The sequence below is a fragment of the sulfur-oxidizing endosymbiont of Gigantopelta aegis genome, assembly GCF_016097415.1.
Lineage (GTDB): Bacteria > Pseudomonadota > Gammaproteobacteria > GRL18 > GRL18 > GRL18.
Genome location: NZ_JAEHGE010000001.1, coordinates 3,318,602 through 3,340,930, shown reverse-complemented (window position 1 = coordinate 3,340,930; position 22,329 = coordinate 3,318,602). Strand labels below are relative to the sequence as shown.

Annotated in this window: 20 protein-coding genes, 2 tRNA genes and 3 pseudogenes; 17 read left to right on the top strand and 8 right to left on the bottom strand. The window is 39.1% G+C overall.

All coding sequences use genetic code 11. The features are described from left to right. Positions 1 to 15 precede the first annotated feature (15 nt). The 4 genes from JEU79_RS17065 to JEU79_RS27600 all read left to right on the top strand — a co-directional run bounded on the left by JEU79_RS17065 (position 16) and on the right by JEU79_RS27600 (position 3,966). Positions 16 to 504 carry a CinA family protein gene (locus JEU79_RS17065; protein WP_198265070.1) on the top strand — a complete coding sequence of 163 codons (489 nt, stop codon included), beginning with the start codon at positions 16 to 18 and terminating at the stop codon, positions 502 to 504. A gap of 171 nt (positions 505 to 675) precedes the next feature. After that, positions 676 to 1,716: a recombinase RecA gene (gene recA, locus JEU79_RS17060; protein WP_198265069.1), complete on the top strand. Its 1,041-nt coding sequence runs from the start codon at positions 676 to 678 to the stop codon at positions 1,714 to 1,716. A 254-nt stretch (positions 1,717 to 1,970) separates the two neighbouring features. Then, positions 1,971 to 2,486 (top strand): PAS domain-containing protein, encoded by a 516-nt coding sequence (locus JEU79_RS17055; protein ID WP_198265068.1) that lies wholly within the window; start codon positions 1,971 to 1,973, stop codon positions 2,484 to 2,486. Continuing rightward, the gene (locus JEU79_RS27600) at positions 2,461 to 3,966 is read left to right on the top strand and encodes a methyl-accepting chemotaxis protein (protein WP_214660611.1); all 1,506 of its coding nucleotides are present in this window, start codon (positions 2,461 to 2,463) and stop codon (positions 3,964 to 3,966) included. The genes JEU79_RS17055 and JEU79_RS27600 overlap by 26 nt, the downstream gene beginning before the upstream one ends. A gap of 84 nt (positions 3,967 to 4,050) precedes the next feature. Here the strand turns inward: JEU79_RS27600 and JEU79_RS29115 are convergent, their stop codons facing one another. Together JEU79_RS29115 and JEU79_RS29110 are read right to left on the bottom strand one after the other, a co-directional pair. Continuing rightward, positions 4,051 to 4,614, bottom strand: a complete 564-nt coding sequence (locus JEU79_RS29115; RefSeq protein WP_484637482.1) for a 5'-nucleotidase C-terminal domain-containing protein — start codon at positions 4,612 to 4,614, stop codon at positions 4,051 to 4,053. 363 nt (positions 4,615 to 4,977) lie between these two features. Further along, positions 4,978 to 5,898 (bottom strand): annotated as a pseudogene (locus JEU79_RS29110) (thiosulfohydrolase SoxB family protein); the annotation flags it as partial. Between the two features lie 224 nt (positions 5,899 to 6,122). On the opposite strand from JEU79_RS29110, the gene JEU79_RS17040 reads away from it, so the two are divergent. The 11 genes and pseudogenes from JEU79_RS17040 to JEU79_RS16990 all read left to right on the top strand — a co-directional run bounded on the left by JEU79_RS17040 (position 6,123) and on the right by JEU79_RS16990 (position 16,672). Next, on the top strand, positions 6,123 to 7,304 hold the full coding sequence (locus tag JEU79_RS17040; RefSeq protein ID WP_198265065.1) for a HupE/UreJ family protein: 1,182 nt from the start codon (positions 6,123 to 6,125) through the stop codon (positions 7,302 to 7,304). A gap of 151 nt (positions 7,305 to 7,455) precedes the next feature. Beyond that, a complete protein-coding gene (locus tag JEU79_RS17035; RefSeq protein WP_198265064.1) occupies positions 7,456 to 8,049 on the top strand; it encodes a regulatory protein RecX in 594 nt (197 codons plus the stop codon). A 74-nt stretch (positions 8,050 to 8,123) separates the two neighbouring features. Further along, entirely contained in the window at positions 8,124 to 10,748 is a 2,625-nt protein-coding gene (gene alaS / locus JEU79_RS17030; RefSeq protein WP_198265063.1) for an alanine--tRNA ligase, read from the top strand. Positions 10,749 to 10,832: 84 nt separating this feature from the next. After that, positions 10,833 to 12,086 carry an aspartate kinase gene (locus JEU79_RS17025; protein WP_198265062.1) on the top strand — a complete coding sequence of 418 codons (1,254 nt, stop codon included), beginning with the start codon at positions 10,833 to 10,835 and terminating at the stop codon, positions 12,084 to 12,086. A gap of 256 nt (positions 12,087 to 12,342) precedes the next feature. Next, on the top strand, positions 12,343 to 12,540 hold the full coding sequence (gene csrA, locus JEU79_RS17020; RefSeq protein ID WP_198265061.1) for a carbon storage regulator CsrA: 198 nt from the start codon (positions 12,343 to 12,345) through the stop codon (positions 12,538 to 12,540). Positions 12,541 to 12,666: 126 nt separating this feature from the next. Further along, positions 12,667 to 12,759, top strand: a tRNA-Ser gene (locus JEU79_RS17015). Positions 12,760 to 12,904: 145 nt separating this feature from the next. Beyond that, positions 12,905 to 12,981 (top strand) — tRNA-Arg (locus JEU79_RS17010). 244 nt (positions 12,982 to 13,225) lie between these two features. Next, positions 13,226 to 13,468: a hypothetical protein gene (locus JEU79_RS17005; protein WP_198265060.1), complete on the top strand. Its 243-nt coding sequence runs from the start codon at positions 13,226 to 13,228 to the stop codon at positions 13,466 to 13,468. 31 nt (positions 13,469 to 13,499) lie between these two features. After that, positions 13,500 to 14,658 (top strand): annotated as a pseudogene (locus tag JEU79_RS17000) (IS3 family transposase). A 362-nt stretch (positions 14,659 to 15,020) separates the two neighbouring features. Further along, on the top strand, positions 15,021 to 15,491 hold the full coding sequence (locus JEU79_RS16995; RefSeq protein WP_281401076.1) for a Fic family protein: 471 nt from the start codon (positions 15,021 to 15,023) through the stop codon (positions 15,489 to 15,491). A gap of 776 nt (positions 15,492 to 16,267) precedes the next feature. After that, entirely contained in the window at positions 16,268 to 16,672 is a 405-nt protein-coding gene (locus tag JEU79_RS16990; protein WP_246540359.1) for a class I SAM-dependent methyltransferase, read from the top strand. A gap of 224 nt (positions 16,673 to 16,896) precedes the next feature. On the opposite strand, the pseudogene JEU79_RS28765 reads toward JEU79_RS16990, so the two are convergent. Next, positions 16,897 to 17,932 (bottom strand): annotated as a pseudogene (locus JEU79_RS28765) (HNH endonuclease family protein). Between the two features lie 149 nt (positions 17,933 to 18,081). Continuing rightward, entirely contained in the window at positions 18,082 to 19,029 is a 948-nt protein-coding gene (locus JEU79_RS16980; protein WP_198262526.1) for an IS1595 family transposase, read from the bottom strand. 302 nt (positions 19,030 to 19,331) lie between these two features. Between JEU79_RS16980 and JEU79_RS16975 the strand changes: the two genes are divergently transcribed. Then, complete coding sequence (locus JEU79_RS16975) at positions 19,332 to 19,991, top strand: HEPN domain-containing protein (RefSeq protein WP_198265058.1); 660 nt, start codon at positions 19,332 to 19,334, stop codon at positions 19,989 to 19,991. A 2-nt stretch (positions 19,992 to 19,993) separates the two neighbouring features. Here JEU79_RS16975 and JEU79_RS16970 read toward each other — a convergent pair whose 3' ends face one another. Together JEU79_RS16970 and JEU79_RS16965 are read right to left on the bottom strand one after the other, a co-directional pair. Continuing rightward, positions 19,994 to 20,299, bottom strand: a complete 306-nt coding sequence (locus JEU79_RS16970; RefSeq protein ID WP_198265057.1) for a 4a-hydroxytetrahydrobiopterin dehydratase — start codon at positions 20,297 to 20,299, stop codon at positions 19,994 to 19,996. Between the two features lie 182 nt (positions 20,300 to 20,481). Continuing rightward, complete coding sequence (locus JEU79_RS16965; RefSeq protein ID WP_198265056.1) at positions 20,482 to 20,709, bottom strand: hypothetical protein; 228 nt, start codon at positions 20,707 to 20,709, stop codon at positions 20,482 to 20,484. Between the two features lie 221 nt (positions 20,710 to 20,930). On the opposite strand from JEU79_RS16965, the gene JEU79_RS16960 reads away from it, so the two are divergent. Next, positions 20,931 to 21,518 carry a CDP-alcohol phosphatidyltransferase family protein gene (locus JEU79_RS16960; protein WP_198265055.1) on the top strand — a complete coding sequence of 196 codons (588 nt, stop codon included), beginning with the start codon at positions 20,931 to 20,933 and terminating at the stop codon, positions 21,516 to 21,518. A 256-nt stretch (positions 21,519 to 21,774) separates the two neighbouring features. Here JEU79_RS16960 and JEU79_RS16955 read toward each other — a convergent pair whose 3' ends face one another. Together JEU79_RS16955 and JEU79_RS16950 are read right to left on the bottom strand one after the other, a co-directional pair. Continuing rightward, positions 21,775 to 21,945, bottom strand: coding sequence for an HD domain-containing phosphohydrolase (locus JEU79_RS16955; protein WP_198265054.1), 171 nt, complete (start codon positions 21,943 to 21,945; stop codon positions 21,775 to 21,777). 122 nt (positions 21,946 to 22,067) lie between these two features. After that, positions 22,068 to 22,325 (bottom strand): hypothetical protein, encoded by a 258-nt coding sequence (locus JEU79_RS16950; protein ID WP_198265053.1) that lies wholly within the window; start codon positions 22,323 to 22,325, stop codon positions 22,068 to 22,070. Positions 22,326 to 22,329 lie beyond the last annotated feature (4 nt).

The following is a 22,329-nucleotide window of genomic DNA, read 5'->3' as shown; positions in this document are numbered from 1 at the left end:
TAATCCAAGATCAATATGATAGATGTCATTCTTAATGATTTAGCTAAACTTTGTTTGCAACAGCAGTTGCAAGTAACGACTGCTGAATCTTGTACCGGGGGATTAGTGGCCAAGCTAATGACCGATTTGCCGGGTAGCTCACAATGGTTTGAACGCGGTTTTGTAACCTATAGTAATCTCGCCAAAGAGCAAATGCTCGGTGTTGAAACATCATTGCTTAGTGAATTTGGGGCGGTGAGTGAAGAAGTTGCCCTAGCGATGGTAAAAGGTGCTCTGGCACATTCTCAGGCACAATTAGCCTTGTCAATTACAGGTATTGCCGGACCAGGTGGCGGTTCTGACTCAAAGCCAGTGGGCTTAGTTTGCTTTGGCTGGGCTTATAGTGGTGATAAAGCCATAATAGCGACCACTGAACAACAACAATTTTCCGGTGATCGCGATGCTGTCCGTCAGCAATCAGCCCTATATGCATTACAAAAATTATTAGAAATTGCACTACCTTGATCGCTCTTGCTACGGCTCATCTGATTTATTTTAGGATTATCCCTTGACCCTTTAGACAAGACTGCATATAATTGTTGTACAAATATCATTCGGCGCTAATATAAAGAACCAATATAAAGCTAATCCCATTCTCGTAATAAAAAACGGAAACAACTATGGATGCAAATAACTATGGATGCAAATAAACAAAAGGCACTAGACGCTGCCATTTCTCAAATTGATCGCCAGTTTGGTAAAGGTTCGGTAATGCGAATGGGGGATGCAGGCATCACTCAAATTGAATCAATTTCAACGGGTTCGTTGGGACTGGATATTGCTTTGGGCATAGGTGGTTTGCCAAAAGGTCGTGTTATTGAAATTTATGGACCAGAATCCTCAGGTAAAACCACTTTGACCCTACAAGTGATTGCCGCAGCACAAAAAGCGGGTGGTACAGCAGCCTTTGTCGATGCTGAGCATGCACTTGATCCGATTTATGCTGAAAAATTAGGGGTTAATATCGATAGCTTACTTGTTTCTCAACCTGATACGGGTGAGCAAGCCCTTGAAATCACCGATATGTTAGTTCGTTCTGGTGCGGTTGATGTACTGGTCATTGACTCGGTGGCGGCTTTAACACCCAAAGCAGAAATTGATGGTGAAATGGGTGATTCTCACATGGGACTGCAAGCCCGTTTGATGTCTCAAGCACTGCGTAAATTAACCAGCATTATCAAACGCTCTAATACCTTAGTGATTTTTATTAATCAATTACGGATGAAAATTGGTGTCATGTTCGGTAATCCAGAAACCACCACCGGCGGTAATGCGCTGAAGTTTTATGCATCTGTTCGTTTAGATATTCGTCGCATTGGTGCAATTAAAAAAGGTGATGAGATTCTAGGTAATGAAACCCGGGTGAAAGTGGTGAAAAACAAAGTTGCCCCACCATTTAAACAGGCCGAATTTGATATTCTCTATGGCGAAGGTATTTCCTATGAAGGTGAGTTAATCTCTTTGGGCGTAAAAGAGGGCTTTGTCGATAAAGCCGGTGCCTGGTATGCCTATAATGGTGATAAAATTGGTCAGGGTAAAGACAAGGCGCGGAATTACTTAAAAGAGAATCCAGACATCGCCGCAGAAATTGATGCTAAAATTCGAGAAAAACTCTTACCTGTTATTGGTGAGCCTGAGCCAGAAGATGGCATTGAACCTGAGACGGAAGAAGCTTAAATTTAACTTCCCCTTTCTTTAGTGACCGTAGGGTGGACACGCTTTTTGTGCCCACGCTGAAAGTGTGAATACAAGGTGTTGAGTCAGCGTGGGCAGATAAAGCCATGCCCACCCTACATTTTGTTGTCATTTACCCCCCTAACTCTCTTACAAAGTCCAATTCATGGGCTATACTCAATTTAATCATATTATTTGCCTAATGTTATTTAGAATAGTGCCGATTATACTAATAGTATGTCCAGATAGAGGGTTTTATGAAGAACAAAATTCAACCGACAAACAAAGAAATCGTGATGCGAGATGATGATTTTATTGTCTCAAAAACAGATTTAAAAGTTCGGATTATTTATGCCAATAAAATATTTGTGGAGTTTTCCGGTTTCAAGCAAACGGAAATTCTCAATAAACAGCATAATATGGTGCGTCATCCTGAAATGCCTAGAGCTATTTTTAATTTGCTGTGGGAAACCATTAGCTCGGGTCACGAATTTAATGGCTATGTAAAAAATATGTCCAAGACTGGAGATTTTTATTGGGTGTTCGCCAATGTGACCCCTAGTTATAGTCATGATCAAATCATCGGCTACTACTCTGTCAGACGTAAAGCCTCGAAAAAATCCTTGGATATTATCAAGCCACTTTATCAAGAAATGCTTATCGCCGAAAAAAATGCGACCACAAAAACAGCAATTGATGTATCCACAGCAATTTTAACGGAAAAATTAGACGCATCAGGAGTTGGCTATGACCAATTTGCTCTCTCTCTTTAGTTCCCTCAGTTTGTTAAGGCTGGTTGGTGCACTATTAATGTTAACACCCATTTATGCGATTATTCGTTATGGTTTGGATCCCGTTTTTATTATTGTGCTATTACTGGGTAGTATTTTTTTGTTGATACAACACAAAAAGTTTTTTTATGCGCAAAAAATTCAAACGTCAATTTTACGCGTCAGTAAGAGCATGATTGAGGGCGAATTAGAAGATCGCATTTTTCCCATTGACTATGATAATAATATGCAAATCAATGTGATTGCTGAATCGCTCAATGATACTTTAGATCAAATGGAAACCCTTATTCGAGAAGTCAATACAGTATTTGGCTATATATGGAAGGGTAAATATTATCGCAGTAGTTTTCCTATTGGTTTACAGGGCGTTTTTAAAGCAACATTGGTTGAGATTGATTTAACAGTTAAAGAAATGGAACAAGCTTATTGGCAAAAGCAAAAAAATGACATGCTCTTTGAATTAGACTCTATGCGTAATTTAAACTTATTGAAAAATCTCAAAAGAAATCAGGCTGATTTACAATTAATGTCTTCTGAGATGGCACATGTTGAATCTTCATCATCCGAATCTGTGCAAACTGCACAAGAAAGTGAGCAATCAGTCAAACGGGTATTAAGTAATATTAGTCAATTAATTGCCTCAATAGAAACAATGCGTGGTTCAACTGAAACCTTAAATCAGGCCAGCAAAGAAATCACTGAAGTCACCAGCTTTATCGCGGGTGTTGCAGACAAAACTAATTTGTTAGCACTGAATGCAGCCATTGAAGCGGCTAGGGCAGGCGAAGCCGGTCGTGGTTTTGCCGTCGTGGCAGATGAAGTACGTAATTTGGCGGTGGATACCAAAGAAGCGACAGATAATATCTCCCGTATTATTAAACAATTGGTTGAGTCCAGTAGTACGATTTATAGTGATACTGAAAAAATGAATGAACTTTCTAAAGAGTCTCATGAAGTCATTAATGACTTTGAAAGAAACTTTGCTCATTTTTCTGATGTTTCACAAAGCACTTTAGAGGTTGTTAGCCATGCTAAGTTAGTTGGCTTCACTGCATTGGCGAAATTAGATCATATTGTTTATGTGCAAAAAGCCTATCGAACTTTGGAATCAGGTGTTAGTTCGCAAGAAGCACGGGACGTTGCCGTCGATGATCAAAACTGTCGTTTTGGACAATGGCTGAATGACACCGAGGGCGGTGGGGCGCAGTATAAACATTTACCGGCTTACCAAAAATTACTGGAGCCACATTATCATGTCCATAATAATGTGCATCAAATTTTGGCTATGGTTAAGGACGATGACTGGCAGCATAATCAAGAGTTACAAGACAAACTAATGGACTATTTCAAGCAGACAGAATCGAGCAGTGAAGAAGTCGTTAGCTTGATCGATGAGTTAGTGACACAGAAAAAACAATTTGAGAGTACCTCGGAAGAGCAGGGGGAAGTGGATTTATTTTGATGGTTTTTAACATTGATAAAGTGAATTCAAAGGTGGATAAAATTGCACATCCACCTTTAATCGTCGCTTAGTTTATAGAATTGATTATTCCAATTCACCGGGGTAATCGGCAATGCCTGGATTTTTCTTAACGCCGACCAATTTAGGGTGATTAATAATGGGTAACTTCAATACATTATCGCTCCCACGCTTGGCTAGAATATAGTCTCGAACGATGTCCCACATCAAGCGTCCCTCAGGAGTACGACTGACAGAAGCCCAGCCAGCGACTTTATAAGTCATATCCGCTTCAATAACATGCCCATTATCTAAGCGGGCATCGCTGATGCGTTCGTATAATTTCTTAGCGGGATCAATGGTATAATTCATGCCACCGACACGCACCATGTCACCTCCTGATTGCAAATAAGGATCGGGGTCGAATAAATTATCAGCAACGCCTTCCAGAATGTTCAATAAATCATGGCCAGTCATTTCAGCCACATAGGTTTCACCATAAGTGATTGCACATTGAGTCATCACATCTTCCATTGTGATCCAGTCACCCCCTAGCGTTGTTGTTCCCCAACGAACACCGGGAGACATGGCCACATCAGCATTGTATTCATGCCTTAGGGCATTGCAAAGTACCTGATCCCAGGTACCCATAAAATTGCCTCGGCGATACAAGGTACGATCCGCAATGGCGAGTTTTTCACTGAGAATTTCTTCATAGCTTTTGCCGACTCTATTTTTATTAAAGAAATATTCCTTGGCGCGACTCTCAATGATTTTGTCATCGTATTTAGTCTGGCGCATTTGTTTAATATAGGCGGCCATTTCTTTATCGGCGGGTAGCCAGTTAGTGATAATGGGTAGCATTTTGTAATGAATGGCCTTGATTTTGCCTTTTTGAATATCAAAATCCATAACACCGATATATTTACCATTAGAACCGGCATTGGTCACTAAGCAAGTGCCACCGCTGACATTTTTTACTTTGAGCGGCTTGGGCATACCATCATGCGTATGACCACCGAATACGGCATTCAGGCCGGGGACATTTTCCGCCATTTTAATATCCACATCCATACCATTATGGGAGAGTAAGACAATGGCATCAGGCTTTTCATTTTTTTGTATCTCTTTGACCAGCTCTATCATATCGTCTTCGCGCAAGCCAAAAGACCAGTCAGGAAAGAACTCCTGAGGGTTGGCATTGCCAGTACGAGGAAAGGCCTGACCAATGATACAAATACGAGCACCATTGACTTCCTTAATGACATAGGGTCGAAAAGCATGGCCGGAATCTTCATCATAAAGCCCGTTACCATCAAAGCGCTGCACCATGGCGGGATACTCATCGCTCATAATGGCCTCTTCTTTGACCCGCACATTTTGGCCAATAAAGTCTCCCTTAAATAAGGCAACATTACTTAACACTTCTTCTTCACGATAGGTAAATTCCCAGTGACCAACCATGACATCGACACCCATAATATTGGAGGCTTCAACCATATCAACGCCACGAGTCCACAAGGCCGTACCAGAGCCCTGCCATAAATCACCGCCATCAATGGTGAGGGTGTTTTGTCTGCCACCGGCTTGGCTACGCAAGCGTTTGAGCAAAGTTTTAATTTGTGCGAAGCCACCGGTTTTGCCATAAATCGGTGCGACATTATCAAAATTCAGATAAGTATAAGCATAGGCTTCTGGACTATCAGTACTTAAATCCATCCATTTAAGCAGTTTTTTCCCGACCACATGAGGAGGACGACCATAAGCATCGCCGACACCTAAATTAACATTGGGCTCACGAAAATAAACGGGATTTAACTGACCATGAACATCGGTGATATGCAAAATACGAACATTGCCTTGAATCGGTAAGTGATAGAAATCTTTAGGAAACTTTTTGCCTTGCGTGGCGTTGGCTGTGCTAAGCGGTAACATCGCAGGAAGACTGGTGGCAGCTGCACTTGTACCAATGTATTTTATAAATTTTCGGCGATTTATTGGTGACATAAAACATCCTATGGTTTTAACTATGGGGTTTGAGCTATTAATCGAGGATTAAGTGTAAGCTTTTTAGTTTTTTTTTATAGTATAATAATTTTTCTTTTATATCATACTTTTTTTAGGAATTTAATCGTTTTATATCGATAGAAGTTGTTTTTATGATCAGAAAATCTTATTTTTATGCTTTATGCACTCTTTTTCTTAGTTTTCTTACTTTAGCGACCATTTTGGGGAGCAGCATTGCCCATGCCGACGTGGTAAAGCCTGCTCTGATTGAAATTAGTGTCAAAACAGATGGTACTTATCAAATAGAAATTCGTGCCAGTATTGAAGCGTTATTAACAGGTATTAATGCCCGTTATAAGAATACCAAAGAGTCGCCCAATGCACAGGCCTATGATGATTTACGTGTACTCCCTCCAGAAAAATTACGTCAGGCTTTTGTGCCTTTTGAAAGTGACTTTTTAGATGAAGTAAAGCTGCTGATCAATGGCCAGCGAACACAGCCCCATATAGACAAAGTGACTATCCCTGAGCGGGGCTATGTCAAAGTCCCTAGAATCAGTGTGATTATTTTATCCGGGGCGATAGATACGTCGGCGGAATCATTATCCTGGTATTATCCTGAGCGTTTTGGCGATAATGCAGTACGTGTGCGTCAAGTGGATGAAGTGAATGAAAAATGGCATTGGTCATCTTGGCAATGGTTGAAAGACGATGAGATTAGCCAGCCTTTTTCCTTGACTGAAGTGTTTACTCAACAGACCGTGTTGGAAATAATTCAAGTCTATCTTGTCTCTGGTTTTGAACATATTCTGCCTAAGGGATTGGATCATATTTTGTTTATTCTGGGAATTTTTCTTCTCAGTGTCCGTATGAAGCCCTTATTATGGCAAGTCACGATGTTCACCATTGCCCATACCATTACCCTGGGCCTATCGATGAATGGCTATATTAATTTGCCTGCCAATATTGTTGAACCCTTGATTGCCTTGTCGATTGCCTTTATTGGCATTGAAAACATTGTTTCTCCGCGTTTGCATCGTAGTCGTCTGTTCATTGTGTTTGCCTTTGGCCTTTTACATGGAATGGGATTCGCCAGCGTTTTATCTGACTTTGGTATGCCGGAAAATGATTTTGCGACGGCTTTAATTAGCTTTAATGTCGGGGTAGAAATAGCCCAATTATCCATTATTCTAGTGGCTTATTTAATCCTTGGCTTTGGTCTGCGTAGACAATTGGCCAATGAGCAGCAATATAGGAAATTTGTTGTGATTCCCGGTTCCTTGTTAATCGCTCTAATCGGCTTGTACTGGACTTATGATAGAATCATACTCTAACAGGGCTGTAGGCCTTTTTAAGTCGAGATTCTCTCTCAGCTTTAGGCGCTACTTTTCTAGCAATCAAAGTGCATAATATGTTAAAATCCCAGCCGTCTTAATTTGCTCTGGTTCAAATTTAACTTGATTTTGAGAAGAAGGCTTTGCCCGTATGGATACCGATATTATTGACGATGATATTCAACACGAGTCTCTAGAGGAAAAAGTAGAGGCAAAAGCGTTAAAGAAGCGTTTACTCAGTATACGCATCTCAGCAATGAATATACTGGCTGGTCGAGAACATAGCATTGCTGAAATGCGCCAAAAGTTGCAGCGTAAATTAAATCGACGAGAAACAAACACTGAGTCTGACTTAGGCAAATCAGATCTAGATAAACCAGAGCTTGATAAACCAGAGCGAATCGCAGAACAAATAGAAGTGGTTCTAGCACAATTACTGGCGGAAAAACTGCTCGACGAAGCACGTTTTACCGAGGCTTTTATTCGTTCCAGAATCAATAAAGGCTCTGGGCCAATAAAAATTCGTCATGAACTCAAGAATCGCGGTATTGCGGGTGAGATGGTCGATGATTATATGGAAAACGCCTATGATTTTTGGCAGGCACATATTAAAGCGGCTAGAAACAAGCGTTTTGGCAAACAATTGCCAAAAGACTACAAAGAACAAAGCAAACAATCACGCTTTTTATATCAGCGTGGTTTTAGCGGTGAACTGATTCAACGCTTATTTGCAGATAAGTATTAAACCGTAAATTTATTGTAAAACAGTATCTTTGAAATAAACCGTCTAAATAATTAGTAAAGAGAATAAGTTCCATTATGGCAAACGCTTCCATCAAAACCAGTGCGCAATTACGCACAGCCTTTCTTGAGTTCTTCGAACAACATGAACATAAATGTGTCTCGAGCAGCCCATTAGTGCCAGGAAATGATCCGACCTTATTGTTTACCAATGCGGGTATGGTGCAATTCAAAGATGTTTTTCTCGGACAGGACAAGCGCAATTATAAACGTGCCACAAGTAGCCAACGCTGTGTACGAGCAGGTGGTAAACACAACGATTTAGAAAATGTTGGCTATACCGCCAGACATCATACCTTTTTTGAAATGCTGGGCAATTTCAGTTTTGGTGATTATTTCAAACGTGATGCGATTCAATATGCCTGGGAATTTTTAACCGAAGTCGTCGGCTTACCGGAAGAACGCCTATGGGTCACAGTTTTCGAAGACGACGATGAAACTACCGATATCTGGCTGAAGGAAATGAAAATTTCACCGGATCGTTTTTCAAAAATTGGTGCCAAAGATAATTTCTGGTCCATGGGTGACACCGGCCCTTGTGGTCCTTGCAGTGAAATTTTTTACGACCACGGTGCTGATGTGCCGGGTGGACCACCGGGTACGCCCGAAGAAGACGGTGATCGCTATATCGAGATCTGGAATCTGGTCTTTATGCAATACAACCGGGATAAATCCGGAAAAATGACTCCCTTGCCACATCCCTCTGTTGATACGGGTATGGGCTTGGAACGTCTGGCGGCTATTTTACAAGGCGTGCATAACAACTACGAAATTGACTTGTTTCAACACATCATCAAAACCATTGCTGAATTAGCACAATGTCAGGACTTAGAAAATAAATCCTTACGCGTGATCGCCGATCACATTCGTGCCTGTTCCTTCCTTATTGTTGACGGTGTGATTCCTGCCAATGAAGGGCGGGGCTATGTATTGCGCCGTATTATTCGTCGTGCTATACGTCACGGACACAAGTTAGGACTGAGAGAACCATTTTTCTATCAATTAGTCGATGTTCTGAATCAGGAAATGGGCGCAGCCTATCCCGAACTGACCAAGGCACAGGCGCAAGTTGAAAAAATCCTTAAGCAGGAAGAAATTCGCTTTGCCGAAACACTGGATCAGGGGATGCAAATCCTCAGTGCCGAAATAAAACAACTGAAAGGCAAGGTTATCCCCGGTGATGTGGTGTTTAAACTCTATGATACCTATGGTTTTCCCATTGATTTAACCGCCGATGTTGCCCGTGAACATGCCTTGGACATTGATCGGGAAGGCTATGACACCGCCATGGAAAAGCAGCGTGAAATGGCACGTGCCTCCAGTGCCTTTGATATTGACTATAACGATAGTATTGACCTGCAAGGCAAAACCGAGTTTGTTGGCTATGATGCGTTGGATAATGACAACTCAAAAATCCTCAATATTATTATTGATGGCGAACAATGTCAGCAATTGGCCGTGTCAGATGCAACCGCAATGATTATTCTGGACAGTACTCCTTTTTATGCGGAGTCGGGTGGCCAAGTTGGTGATAGCGGGACGATAACAACGGCCACGGGTGCGCAATTTGATGTGATTAATACCCAGAAAAATGGCGATGTTTTCGTCCATATAGGGCAATTAGTAAAAGGTTCATTGACAACGGGTGATGTTGTTAGAACTCAAGTGAGTCAAACTAAGCGCAGTGACATTGCCTGCAACCATTCAGCAACACATTTGTTACACGCAGCGTTAAGAACCGTGTTGGGCGATCATGTACAACAAAAAGGCTCATTAGTTGATGAGCAAAAATTACGCTTTGATTTTTCTCACTTTGAAGCCATCACGGCTGAACAACTACAAACTATTGAAAATTTAGTAAATCAGCAGATCCGCAATAACCACCGTGTTGAGACAAAATTAATGGACATCGATGCCGCTAAAGAAAGTGGTGCAATGGCCTTATTTGGTGAAAAATATGCTGATAAAGTACGCGTATTAAGCATGAGTGATTTTTCTGTTGAACTGTGTGGTGGTACGCACGTGAGTCGTACGGGTGATATAGGCCTGATGAAAATCACCGCCGAAAGTGGTGTGGCTGCTGGTGTGCGTCGTGTTGAAGCGATGACAGGGCAGGGTGCATTGGCTTATATTGAGCGTAATGAACAACAAATGGATAATAGCGCCTCGTTACTAAAAGGCAATCGAGATTCGTTGTTTGATAAAGTCTCAGCCTTGCTGGATCGCTCGAAGAAATTAGAAAAAGAACTGGAACAATTAAAAGGCAAACTGGCCAATGCTCAAAGTGGTGAATTAAGTGATAATGCCGTTGAAATTGGTGGCCTTAAAGTATTGGCCGCCAAACTTGAAGGCGTGGATGCAAAAGGCTTGCGTGACACCATGGATCAGCTGAAAAGCAAATTAGGCTCTTGTGCCATTGTGCTTGCTGTAGTGAATGGCGATAAAGTGAGCCTGGCCGCAGGCGTCAGTAAAGACAGCATCAAGCGACTCAAAGCCGGTGATTTGGTTAATAGTGTGGCCAGTCAGGTGGGTGGAAAGGGCGGTGGACGACCCGATATGGCGATGGCCGGTGGTAATCAACCAGAAAATCTGGAAAAAGCACTTGCAGCGGTTCCATCTTGGGTAGAAAATCAGTTAGAATAAGCGGCTTTGTAAAAACCTTATAAATTATTTCGAGCGACACTATTAGTATAGTTGCTCGATTAAAAAACAGCTGAAACAATCGATATGGCTTTAATTGTTCAAAAATTTGGTGGCACTTCCGTAGGCACAGTCGAACGCATAGAAAATGTAGCGAAGCGTATCGGTAAGTTTCGTGATAATGGTGACGATATTGTGGTCGTGGTTTCAGCCATGAGTGGTGAAACCAATCGTTTAGTTTCCCTGGCGCATGAAATTGACGACAAGCCTGAAGCGAGAGAATACGATGTACTGCTTTCGACGGGTGAACAGGTAACGATTGCACTCTTGAGTATGGCCTTGAACAAGCGTGGTATTCCTGCGCGTTCCTATACCGGCTCACAAGTACACATACTGACCGATAGCGCACACAATAAAGCTCGCATCCTCAGTATTGAAGAAGAAAAAATGCGCGCTGACATCGGGCAGGGCAGAGTCATTGTTGTGGCCGGTTTTCAGGGCGTTGATGATGGTGGCAATATTACGACTTTAGGCCGTGGTGGTTCAGATACCACTGCAGTCGCTTTAGCCGCAGCACTTAAGGCTGACGAATGCCAGATTTATACGGATGTGGATGGTGTGTATACCACCGATCCAAGAGTCGTCCCTGAAGCCAGACGACTAGATAAAATCACTTTTGAAGAAATGCTCGAAATGGCAAGTCTTGGTTCAAAAGTGCTACAAATAAGAGCGGTAGAGTTTGCAGGAAAATACAACGTTCCTTTAAGAGTACTCTCCAGTTTTGATGAGCCAGTCTTTGCAAATGATGGCTCAGGTGACGGTGCTAACGGCACCCTTATTACCTATGAGGATGATGATATGGAACAGGCATTAATTTCGGGTATTGCATTTAATCGGGATGAAGCCAAACTCACTATTTTGGGTGTTCCTGACAAACCAGGTGTTGCATATGCTATCTTGGGACCTGTGGGTGATAGTAATATCGAAATTGATATGATCATCCAGAACATCAGTGCTGATGGCACTACCGACTTTACTTTTACCGTACATCGTAACGATTATGTTGAAGCTAAAGAAGTCTTGGGCAAAGTATCTAACGACCTAGGTGCACGTGAAGTAGTGGGTGACGATAAAATTGTCAAAATATCATTAGTGGGTGTGGGTATGCGTTCTCATGCGGGCATTGCCAGCAAAATGTTCAAAATATTAGCTGAAGAGGGCATTAATATTAATATGATTGCTACTTCAGAAATAAAAATTTCTGTTGTTGTAGACGAAAAGTATTTAGAATTAGGCGTTAGAGCCTTACATACTGCTTTTGGTTTGGAACAGAAAGTTTAAGAAAAGTTTTAAAATAGTTGTTTTTGCGAAAAAACATAGGAAAATGGTTTAAAAAAGAGTTTTACAACAAAAATAAGTGGAAAATATGAGTTTTTTTTATATTTTTTCAATAAGAAGGTGAAATTTCTTTTTTTTAGCACTATTGTATTAATAGTAGCTAGTAGTAAAACATAAGTATTAATTATTAAAAGCTCGTTTAGCTGAATATTGCTGGTTTACGAATAATAATCTTGGCTAAGTGTAAAGGAGAACCATAGTGCTAATTTTAACTCGCCGTGTTGGTGAAACATTGATTATTGGTGATGACGTACATATCACTGTATTGGGCGTGAAGGGAAATCAGGTCCGTATTGGTATCAATGCACCTAAAAGTGTTTCTGTTCACCGTGAAGAGATTTACGAGCGTATTCAGAATGAAAAATCATCTGCTGATGAAGCAGATGGCAACAAGTAATTTTTAAAAATGCTCCTTGAGGTTGAATTTTAAAAGCTTAGGATTGAAATTTAAAAATAGTTTGTAAAAAAGTAAAAAAAGACTTTACCTGAACGCTAACTAAAGGTATCCTAGCGTTCAAATTTTGGAGAGGTGGCCGAGTGGCTGAAGGCGCTCCCCTGCTAAGGGAGTATACGGTTTGTAGCCGTATCGGGGGTTCGAATCCCCCCCTCTTCGCCATTTTAAAGCACTTAAAATAGAATCGAAAATATTGCAGGTTTTATAAAAGATTGGGTTGACAAATCTATCTTAAAACTTCATAATTCACCCACTTTTTAAGAGCTAAATTTATTTAAAACGTCGGTTTTAAATAACAAAAAAGTATGCGCTCGTAGCTCAACTGGATAGAGTACTCGGCTACGAACCGAGCGGTTACAGGTTCGACTCCTGTCGAGCGCACCATATTCAAAAAAGGACTGATGATTACTCATCAGTCCTTTTTTTTTCTATTGTTGTACCACCCACAAAATAAATATCATTGTTAAATTCAAACTCTTTAACCTAAAAATCAGTGCTGAGGAATATGAGACGTGATAATATTAAATACAAATATCCTTATCTATTTTCAAAATGGATTATAGAGCAGTAGGATGCTGCTGAGGAACGAAGCGCATCATCAATAGCGCACAATATCTTGGGTCTTATTATGAGCAAAATGCAGTTTTTAGAATCATTAGACAAAGACTTACAACAAACTGTTTTAAACCAGTTACGTGATCAATGGACACATAGTTCCACTGCAATTGAAGGCAATACGCTTTCTCTGGGTGATACAAAATTTATTCTGGATGAGGGGCTCACTGTCTCTGGAAAACCAATTAAAGAGCATAACGAAATCATCGGACATGCTAAAGTAATGTGGCTATACTTAACCGGACACACAACTTAAAATAACTAAAAGATAAAAAGTGTGACCTAAAATGAATGATCAAACAAAAAAACCGAATAAAAGCTATACATCAGAATTTAAAGAATCAGCTGTCAAATTAGCTAATGAGACGGATCAACCCGTTTCTCAGACTGCCAGGGAGCTAGGTGTTAATGTAAATACTCTACATACCTGGATCAGTAAATATTCCAAACCGGTGAAGACGGTAGCCAATAGAAGTGATGAACACATTTATGATGAAGTAAAACGTCTGAAAAAAGAATTGGCAAAAGTGATTCAGGAGCGTGATTTATTAAAAAGGCCACAGCGTACTTTGCAAGGGAAACTTTGTGAAGTACGCATGGATAACTGATCAGGCTAAAGATTACCCGGTAACGATTCTGTGCCGTTTTATGGATGTTTCCGTAGTTGCTATTATGATTGGGTTAGCTCTCCTAAAACGGATAGAGAGAAAGAAAATGAAGCGCTTACTGAGCAGCTAAAAAACTGTTTGAAGACAGTCGCAAGACTTATGGAACCCGTCGTCTTAAAAGAAAACTGGCTGAAAAAGGCGTTCATATAAGCCGCCGGAGAATTGGTCGATTAATGAAAAAGCCGGTTTGTTTTGTAAAACGAAGAGACGCTTTAAAGCGACGACTAATTCCAAGCATAATAAGCGTATATCTCCAAATTTACTGGAAAGAGAGTTTACTGTCTCTCAACCTGATCGCTACTATGTGGGTGATATTACCTATATTGCCACCAAGGAAGGCTGGTTATATTTAGCGGTTGTCATTGACTTATTCTCTAGGCAAATTGTTGGCTGGTCGATGGATGAGCGAATGAAAGCCAAGCTAGTCAATGATGCTTTACTGATGGCCATATGGAAGCGTAAACCAATGGATGGATTGCTTTGGCATACTGACCGAGGTAGCCAATATGCCTCTGATAGTCATAGAAAAATATTGTCGGATCATAACATAATTCAGTCTATGAGCCGCAAAGGAAATTGCTGGGACAATGCTGTATCAGAGAGCTTCTTTCATAGTTTGAAAACTGAATTGACGCACCATTGTCGATTCAAAACCAGAGTAGAAGCAAAGCAGGCAATATTTGAATATATTGAGGTATTTTATAATCGGGAGCGACTTCATTCGGCTAATGATTATTTGTCACCAGTCGATTATGAAATACAGCAGGAAATAGCTTAAATCGATTGATTGAAGAGGGGTAAAGGCGACATAAATGCCGCCCATTACCGTTGACGGCCATCGGCTCCTCAGCCTGTGCCGTGAAGATATTGTAACAGGATCATTACCGTTGTGAAAATACCTTGGGTGAATGGAACGGCTCTATCGTTCCAGAGGGCAAAGCCCTTTCTCTTCATCTGTTTAAAGTTAACATGAGAAACTAAAATGATAGGAAATACAAAATGACAAAAATCACTTGAAACAGCCAAAAAATATTTAGAAAACTGTCCGGAAAAGTGTTGACACATCAAAGCCATTGATTTAATGTATACAATGATTGCTCGTCAGGTCAATAAAGAGGATGTTTTTTACTACACAAAGCAATCCAAACAGAATTGATAACGGACATATATAAGCCAAATGGAGCCTGGAAAGTAGAGCAAAATGGCACTTATGCTGTAGATGATGACAATAAAAGAGTATACATTGAATATGCACATCCTGATTCTGTTGATTGCTTAATGAGTGAAGTTATTCAATATATTAACCTTGCACAAAACAGAAAACTAACAACAAAAACAGCATCAGAAGTTTATGCAACAATCCATTCTGGCATTGCACATATACACCCTTTCTGGGATGGGAATGGAAGGCTTGCAAGACTACTCGCAAACTTACCCGTTTTGCATGCTGGTTTACCACCAATAATGATTGACCAAAAAACAGAAAAGAATATATCGAACTGTTGTCAAACTATCAAAGAACAATTGGTCAGCTGGACAAAAAACTGGTGTCTGGCCAGAAAAGAGCAATTACAAAGCTTTGCAGAGTTTTGTAAAAATCCTATAGTGTAACGCATCAAATTATTGAAGAAGCTAACAAACAGCAAGAAATTAGAGATAAAAATAAACCCAGTTCGTTTGAAGCTAGTGACTAACTAGTGTCCATCCGTTTATTCTAAAATTATTTGATAATTTTGACCGTAGGGTGGGCATGGCTTTATCTGCCCACGCTGACTCAAGCGCTTATTATGTACACTTTCAGCGTGGGCACAAAAAGAGTGCCCACCCTACGGTTCTTTATATAAAAAACCTATTTACGGATGGACACTAACTAGAATATAGTCGAGCTTTTAAACCTTTCGGGTATCAAAATCAGCTTACAGTTCGAAATGTAGTCACTTCCCATCAAAACGACGGTTAAAGTTATCATGAAAAAATATTGGTACGTAAAGATAAGTATTAATAAAGCATTTAGTTTATAGTGCTTATAGTCACTTTTTATAATCCTTCAAATTAATAAAATATTAGAACAATATCATGCTAAAAATATCAGGGTTTTGGCTCTGTTACAAGGGGGATTCGAATGAAGAAAGTGATGTTGATTTTTTAGTTCAGTTTTTTCCCAAGATACTAAATGAAGCCGTGCTATTATGAAAGATAATATAATTGATAAGCTTTTCCACGATGCATAATAGCACTCCATAAATTCAGGAACACTTGATCTATAACTTAAAATATATATGATGACGATTGATTTTTATAATAAAAATGCAGATGAATTTTTTTGACAAGTGTCGATGTCGATATGTCATCTATACAAAATATTTTTTATCATATCTAAAAAAGGTATGCACATACTTGATGCGGGGTGCGGATCAGGCCGTGATAGTCGCTATTTTATTGAACATGGTTTTGCTATCTCTGCCTTTGATGCCAGTAAAGAATTAGCTACGATTGCATCAGAATATATTGGTCAGTCAGTAGAAGTCAACAGCTTTCAAGATTTTAAAAGCAGAGATAGTTATGATGGAATCTGGGCCTGTGCATCATTACTTCACGTGCCCGCAGATGAAATGATACTGGTTATAAAAAATATTTCACAGTATTTAAAGAAGGGTGGCATTTTTTATTGTTCGTTTAAATATGGTAATACTGATTTTGAAAGTCACGGCCGTTCTTTCACCAATGCCAATGAAAAAAGATTAAAACAATTTATACAGGGTAGTTTTTTATCAGTGGAAAAATATGGATAACCGATGATGTCCGTCCTGAACGGACTAATGAGAAATGGCTTAATGCCATTTTAATCAAAGGCTAATATTATTTTATGGGTAAACAAAGTTTAAACAGTGATTTCAGGCTGACAACTCGAGGAGATACGGATTATCTGTTGCCTAAATTAATTAAAGCAATCAATCATGCAACAGAAATTGAAATGGCAATCTTATTTTTCAGCAACCATCCAATTAAAATAACTTTAGAAAACATTCATGCCTTGTGGTTTTGCATGCCACTTTTCTTTTCCAGCTGATCCTAAATACATTGTGGCACAATTGTAAGCTTCTTGTAGATATTCTTGCCGTTTTGTTACCTTCATCCCTGTTTGTGAAATGAGAGTTTCTCTTAAAGGGTGATGAGATGTGATGAGATATTCATTGCGAGTAAAGAGACGCTCTAATAATTCTGTGGTTGGTAGCCTGTCAAATTTCCCATTAACACCTCTATTGCATTCTTGGCATGAGAGGACAAGATTCGCAACACCATCAATTGGTTTATTGTTATCACACATTTTTAATTTATGAGGGAAAAATGATCTACGTCGGCTAAATCTTGAGTTCCTGCTATTGTTGATATTTCCCTATAACAATAAAAACAACGTCCTTTTGATAGCCATTGAGTGCTGAACGTGCTGAAGTAACGGTTGTGCGTCGAATAGAGTTTACACCAATTAGCATTTTATTTTTATCTTCATATTCAATGAGCATTAAGTTTCGAGAGATATTGTTTTCCCAGGCAGATTCAACCAAATTCCAACGAGCTTCAGTTTCCTGTTGTAGGTTATGAAACTGAAACAACTCACCTAATTTATAAAAATCATCTGTTAAACGTATGCTCCCGTTAATTTTACGTTCATCTATGAAAAACGGATACCAACTTCAGCGCCATGTACGTTATGAAATGCATCAATAACATTATTAAATCCTAATTTTACCGTTTGATTTAACATTTCTCCTTTCTAATATTGCCTTCATTATAACTTTTAAGCTGATTTAAAAATTGACTTTTATTACCAGAAATTTGTTTAGGATGTTTTTTAAGTGATCACAGAGATGGCTTGCAAAGGGAATAGCTAATTCATCAAGGGAAATTAATGTATTGCTGTTTTCATAAAGATCGTACAGTGATTTTGCCAGAGCAAATTTATAAGATGCTGTGTTACGTCCAAATAAAACTATAGCACGCCAATAGTTTTCAGTAGTTGGTTCAATTTCATAAAACCTTGACAAATTCATCTCCAATTTATTAACAATATTATTTAAATATCCATTATGAGAAAATGGGAGATCTTAATAAGAGATCGGTGCAAATAAATTGTATCAGGTAATTTATTTCCTAATTGAATACTTTGTACCAAATTTTCATTCTACATAATTTATCTTGATTACCCATAAAGCTCCGCCATTTTTAGGAGCTTTCCATTCATAGGTGGCGTTTTCATCGCCACGCATAAAAACCTTGGCATCATGTCTTTTAAGTTAAAGCGTCTATTAAACCGATAACAAAATTCAGCAAGATACCGAGGTAAATGTTTTGAGTTAATGGAATGATAGCTTCCCTTCATAGAGTTTTTAATATTACCTATCATAGTGTTAACCCAGATAAACTCAATTTTATCAACACTTGCCGCACCACCACCCGTGACGATTGGAACATGCTTACAGTCAGCTTCTTTAACCGCAGGAAAACAATTTAACCCATCTGAGTAAACAGTACTTCCAGGTGTTAAATGAGTTTGTGCCCATCGTTTTATTTCACTGGATTTAAACCCTTTAAGCACATTTAAATTCATTGCAATCGGGTGTCCATCTTCATTAGTAGAAACGGCTGCAACGAACGGTGTTTTATTTTCTGAACCACGACCTCTGGAGCCGCCTCTGTGCTCACCACCCCAGTAGGCATCATCAATTTGAATGATGCCTGATAAAGGTTTACTGTCATCACGTTCTTTCATAACCTGCATGATCTTTTGTTTCATACTCCAGGCTGTATTGTAGCTTACCTTAAGCTGTCTCTTTAATTCTAATGCTGAAACCGCTGTCTTCAATTGAGTCATAAGATGAATCGCTAAAAACCACTTAGATAAAGGCAGTTTGGTACTATCAAATATTGTCCCACAGGTTGCTGATGTCTGATGATGACAATGGTGGCACTGATAAAGATGGCGATGTTCTAGAGTGCAATAAGTCTTATTGCCACACTCTGGGCAAACAAATCCATCAGGAAATTTCCATTTAAATAAGGCTTGTCGGCACTGTTTGTCAGTGCCATAATCATTAAAAAGCTCAAATAAACTATAACCTTCTTGAAACTGAATTTTATTTTTTGACATCATTCTACTCCACACATAATCTATACTTTAATTATAGTATAATTATAGTATAATTATAGTATAATTATAGTATAATTATAGTATAGTTATCGAAATATGGCGGAGCTTTGTGGGTAATCAAGTAATTTATAAGATTTTTCCGAGAGATATTGACAGATTAGTGTGATTTTTATAAAAGTACATCTAATATTATTGGGCGACAACCAAACTTGTCCTGAAAAGATAAATAATTGGCGAATATAGTCAAGCAGATAATGAATTTTTGGCTTATAGTGAACTAATACTATCAATGGAATCAGCAAATGACCTTATCTTATCAAATATTGAAAGACAGACAACGTGATGAACGTGAGCATTATCCGCGTAATTTGGGTTTACGTGTTCATCGTGCTTTGAGTTGGCTTAATCGAGCAGAGCAGTGTGAGGATGATCTGGATGCAGAATTTATCTTTTTATGGATTGCTTATAATGCAGCTTATGCTAATGAGATTGATGATCATCGACGTTTTACAGAACAAGATACGTTTCAGAATTTTATGAATCGTTTATGTGAGATGGATTCACAGCAAAAGATTGATGGTCTAATTTGGTCTGAGTTTGCTGGTAGTATACGTGTGTTATTGGACAATAAGTTTGTCTTTCAGCCTTTTTGGGATTTTCAAAATAAAAAACTGACTGAAAATGAATGGCAGACAAAATTTCATGATGCTAAACATTGTGCGAATAAAGCCTTGGGGAATAAAAATACGGGTAAAGTGCTGGCGGTGGTCTTTTCTCGGCTTTATACCTTGAGAAATCAGCTATTACATGGTGGTGCAACTTGGAATAGTGCGGTTAACCGTGAACAAATGCGTGATGCAGTTAATTTTCTGAAAAAGTTAATTCCCATGATCATTGAAATTATGATGGATAATCATAATGCTTTTTGGGGTGAGGCTTGTTATCCAGTGGTTGAAGCTTAAAGCTACTCATTTATTAACTGGTGACTCATCCTATCCATGGCTTTTGCCAAAGCGAAGTCTTTGTGACTTATTCCACCAGCTTCATGAGTCGTTAAGTCAATGGTCACTGTTTTGTAAATGTTTGACCATTCTGGGTGATGATTAGAGCGTTCTGCAACGAGAGCTACTTGAGTCATAAAGCCAAAGGCCATGACAAAATTTTTAAAAATATACGTTTGCTGGAGCTTGCCAGCATTTAAAGACCAGCCAGGGTTATCAGCCAAGAATATTTCAATTTCATTGTCAGAAGCTTTTGGTGTGCTGGGCATCTTAATTAGTGTCCATCCGTCAATAGGTTTTTTTATATAAAGAACCGTAGGGTGGGCATAGCTTTATCTGCCCACGCTGACTCAAGCGCTTATTATGTACACTTTCAGCGTGGGCACAAAAAGCGTGCCCACCCTACGGTCAAAATTATCAAATAATTCTAGAATAAACGGATGGGCGCTAATTAGCCTTCATCGATACCTTCATCAATATTATTGCCTATATCCATGCTGAAGTCATTAGCAGGGCATTCCACAGGGATGTCTTCATACATTTGCCGGTTGGTTTTATTTTCAAAATAAATGGTGAGATCATTGTAGTGTGTGCCGACAACGAGGTAGGGCTTGCCTTCTAAGTTGTTAACTTCATTCATGGAAATGGGATCAATGGTACTGAGTCTGTGTTGCATCATGAGAATTTCTCCTAGATTTAAGAAAAAAATATGAAACTGCCATTTAAATCTAGTTTATCAGAGTGAATTGGTCAAGAATTAAGCTGATTAATTTTATAATATTTTTTAAGCCCAGAATGCAAATTGTATATCATTTTGAAAAATAGGTTATACTAAAAAATATAATAATAATAAATCTGTTTGATACAGTCAGTGATTTCAATCTACGTTAAATTCAAGTTATGTTAAATTCAATCTCTCGACATTTACCCAATATCGTTAGCTCCATTCGCATATTAATGGCTCCAATCCTGTTGTATCTGGCAATTAATGGACTGCCTATCAGTTTTATTTTGTTATTGATCTTCACTGAATTAACGGATGTGTTAGATGGTTATCTGGCTCGGCGAATGAATCTGGTCTCTGAACTGGGTGCTCAGTTAGATAGTTGGGGTGATTTTTTTGTTTATATTACGATGGCAATTAGTGCTTGGCTACTTTGGCCTGATATTGTGATGCGTGAATTGGTTTATGTCATCATCATGATTGCTTGCTTCACTTTGCCTGTTATTATAGGCCTTATAAAATTTAAGACCTGGACTAGCTACCATACCCTAAGTGTTAAAGTTGCGGTGGCAATTAGTGTGATAGCCTATGTATTGCTATTTACCGGTCTGCTTGATTGGCCATTAAAAGTTGCCATTATATTTTCTCTTTATGCCGCACTAGAACAGATTCTAATTACCCTCATTTGCCATAAAGGCCGGCATGTTGATGTGAAAAGTATCTGGCATGCCCTAAAAGAAAAAAAGCCAGAGATGCCGCTTTAAAGAATATATGACTCAATATCGACCTCATCGATTTGCTCAGCCTTGAGGTGTTTTTTTGCATAGTGTAAATAAGTTTTCGAACGTAAAAACAATTCAAATATCTCCCCGTCAATATGCTGATCCTGCTTCATGAAACTCATAATTTGAATCGCTTCAGAAATTGTTTTGCCCTTTTTATAGGGACGATCACTGGCGGTTAGTGCTTCAACCTAAAAAAATCAGTTGAACCTACTGCGACCGCCTTATGCACCGAATCTTAAGGATTTTCCAGCATTTTGATGCTCATAATGACATGCTCACTGATTTTGAATCGTTCCTCTTCTGTTAATGCGCCTTTCTCGACACAGAAATTATAGATTTCACCATAATCATAAAGAAACTCCGGTACATCTAATGGGATCAATTTTTTCATGTTGTAAGAATTCATTCAGTCGGCTTAGAGTAAAATCAATGCCTAAAACGGCAGTTGATTGATGAATGACTTTAGCAAAAGTAATGCCTTGTTGTTTTAGATTAGAAAAAAGATAGGGATCGGTTCTAATCGCCTGTTTATTCTGCTTTACCTGGCGCTAGGGTCAAATTTGGATACAACTCGGTGTAATTGAGCATGTTTTTTGTGAGTCTGTCACGGGATTGGATATGTTGGGCAATCACTTTGGTAGTTTGAATAAAATAATTATGTGCTGCAGAAAGGGCTAATTGCTGACTGAAATAGTATTGCAAGGCTAAAAGTGCTGTCGAGATAAGCACAATAACAATCAAAAAATTACTGAGAATATTAATGCGAATGGAAACGGGTTGGAGCATTATG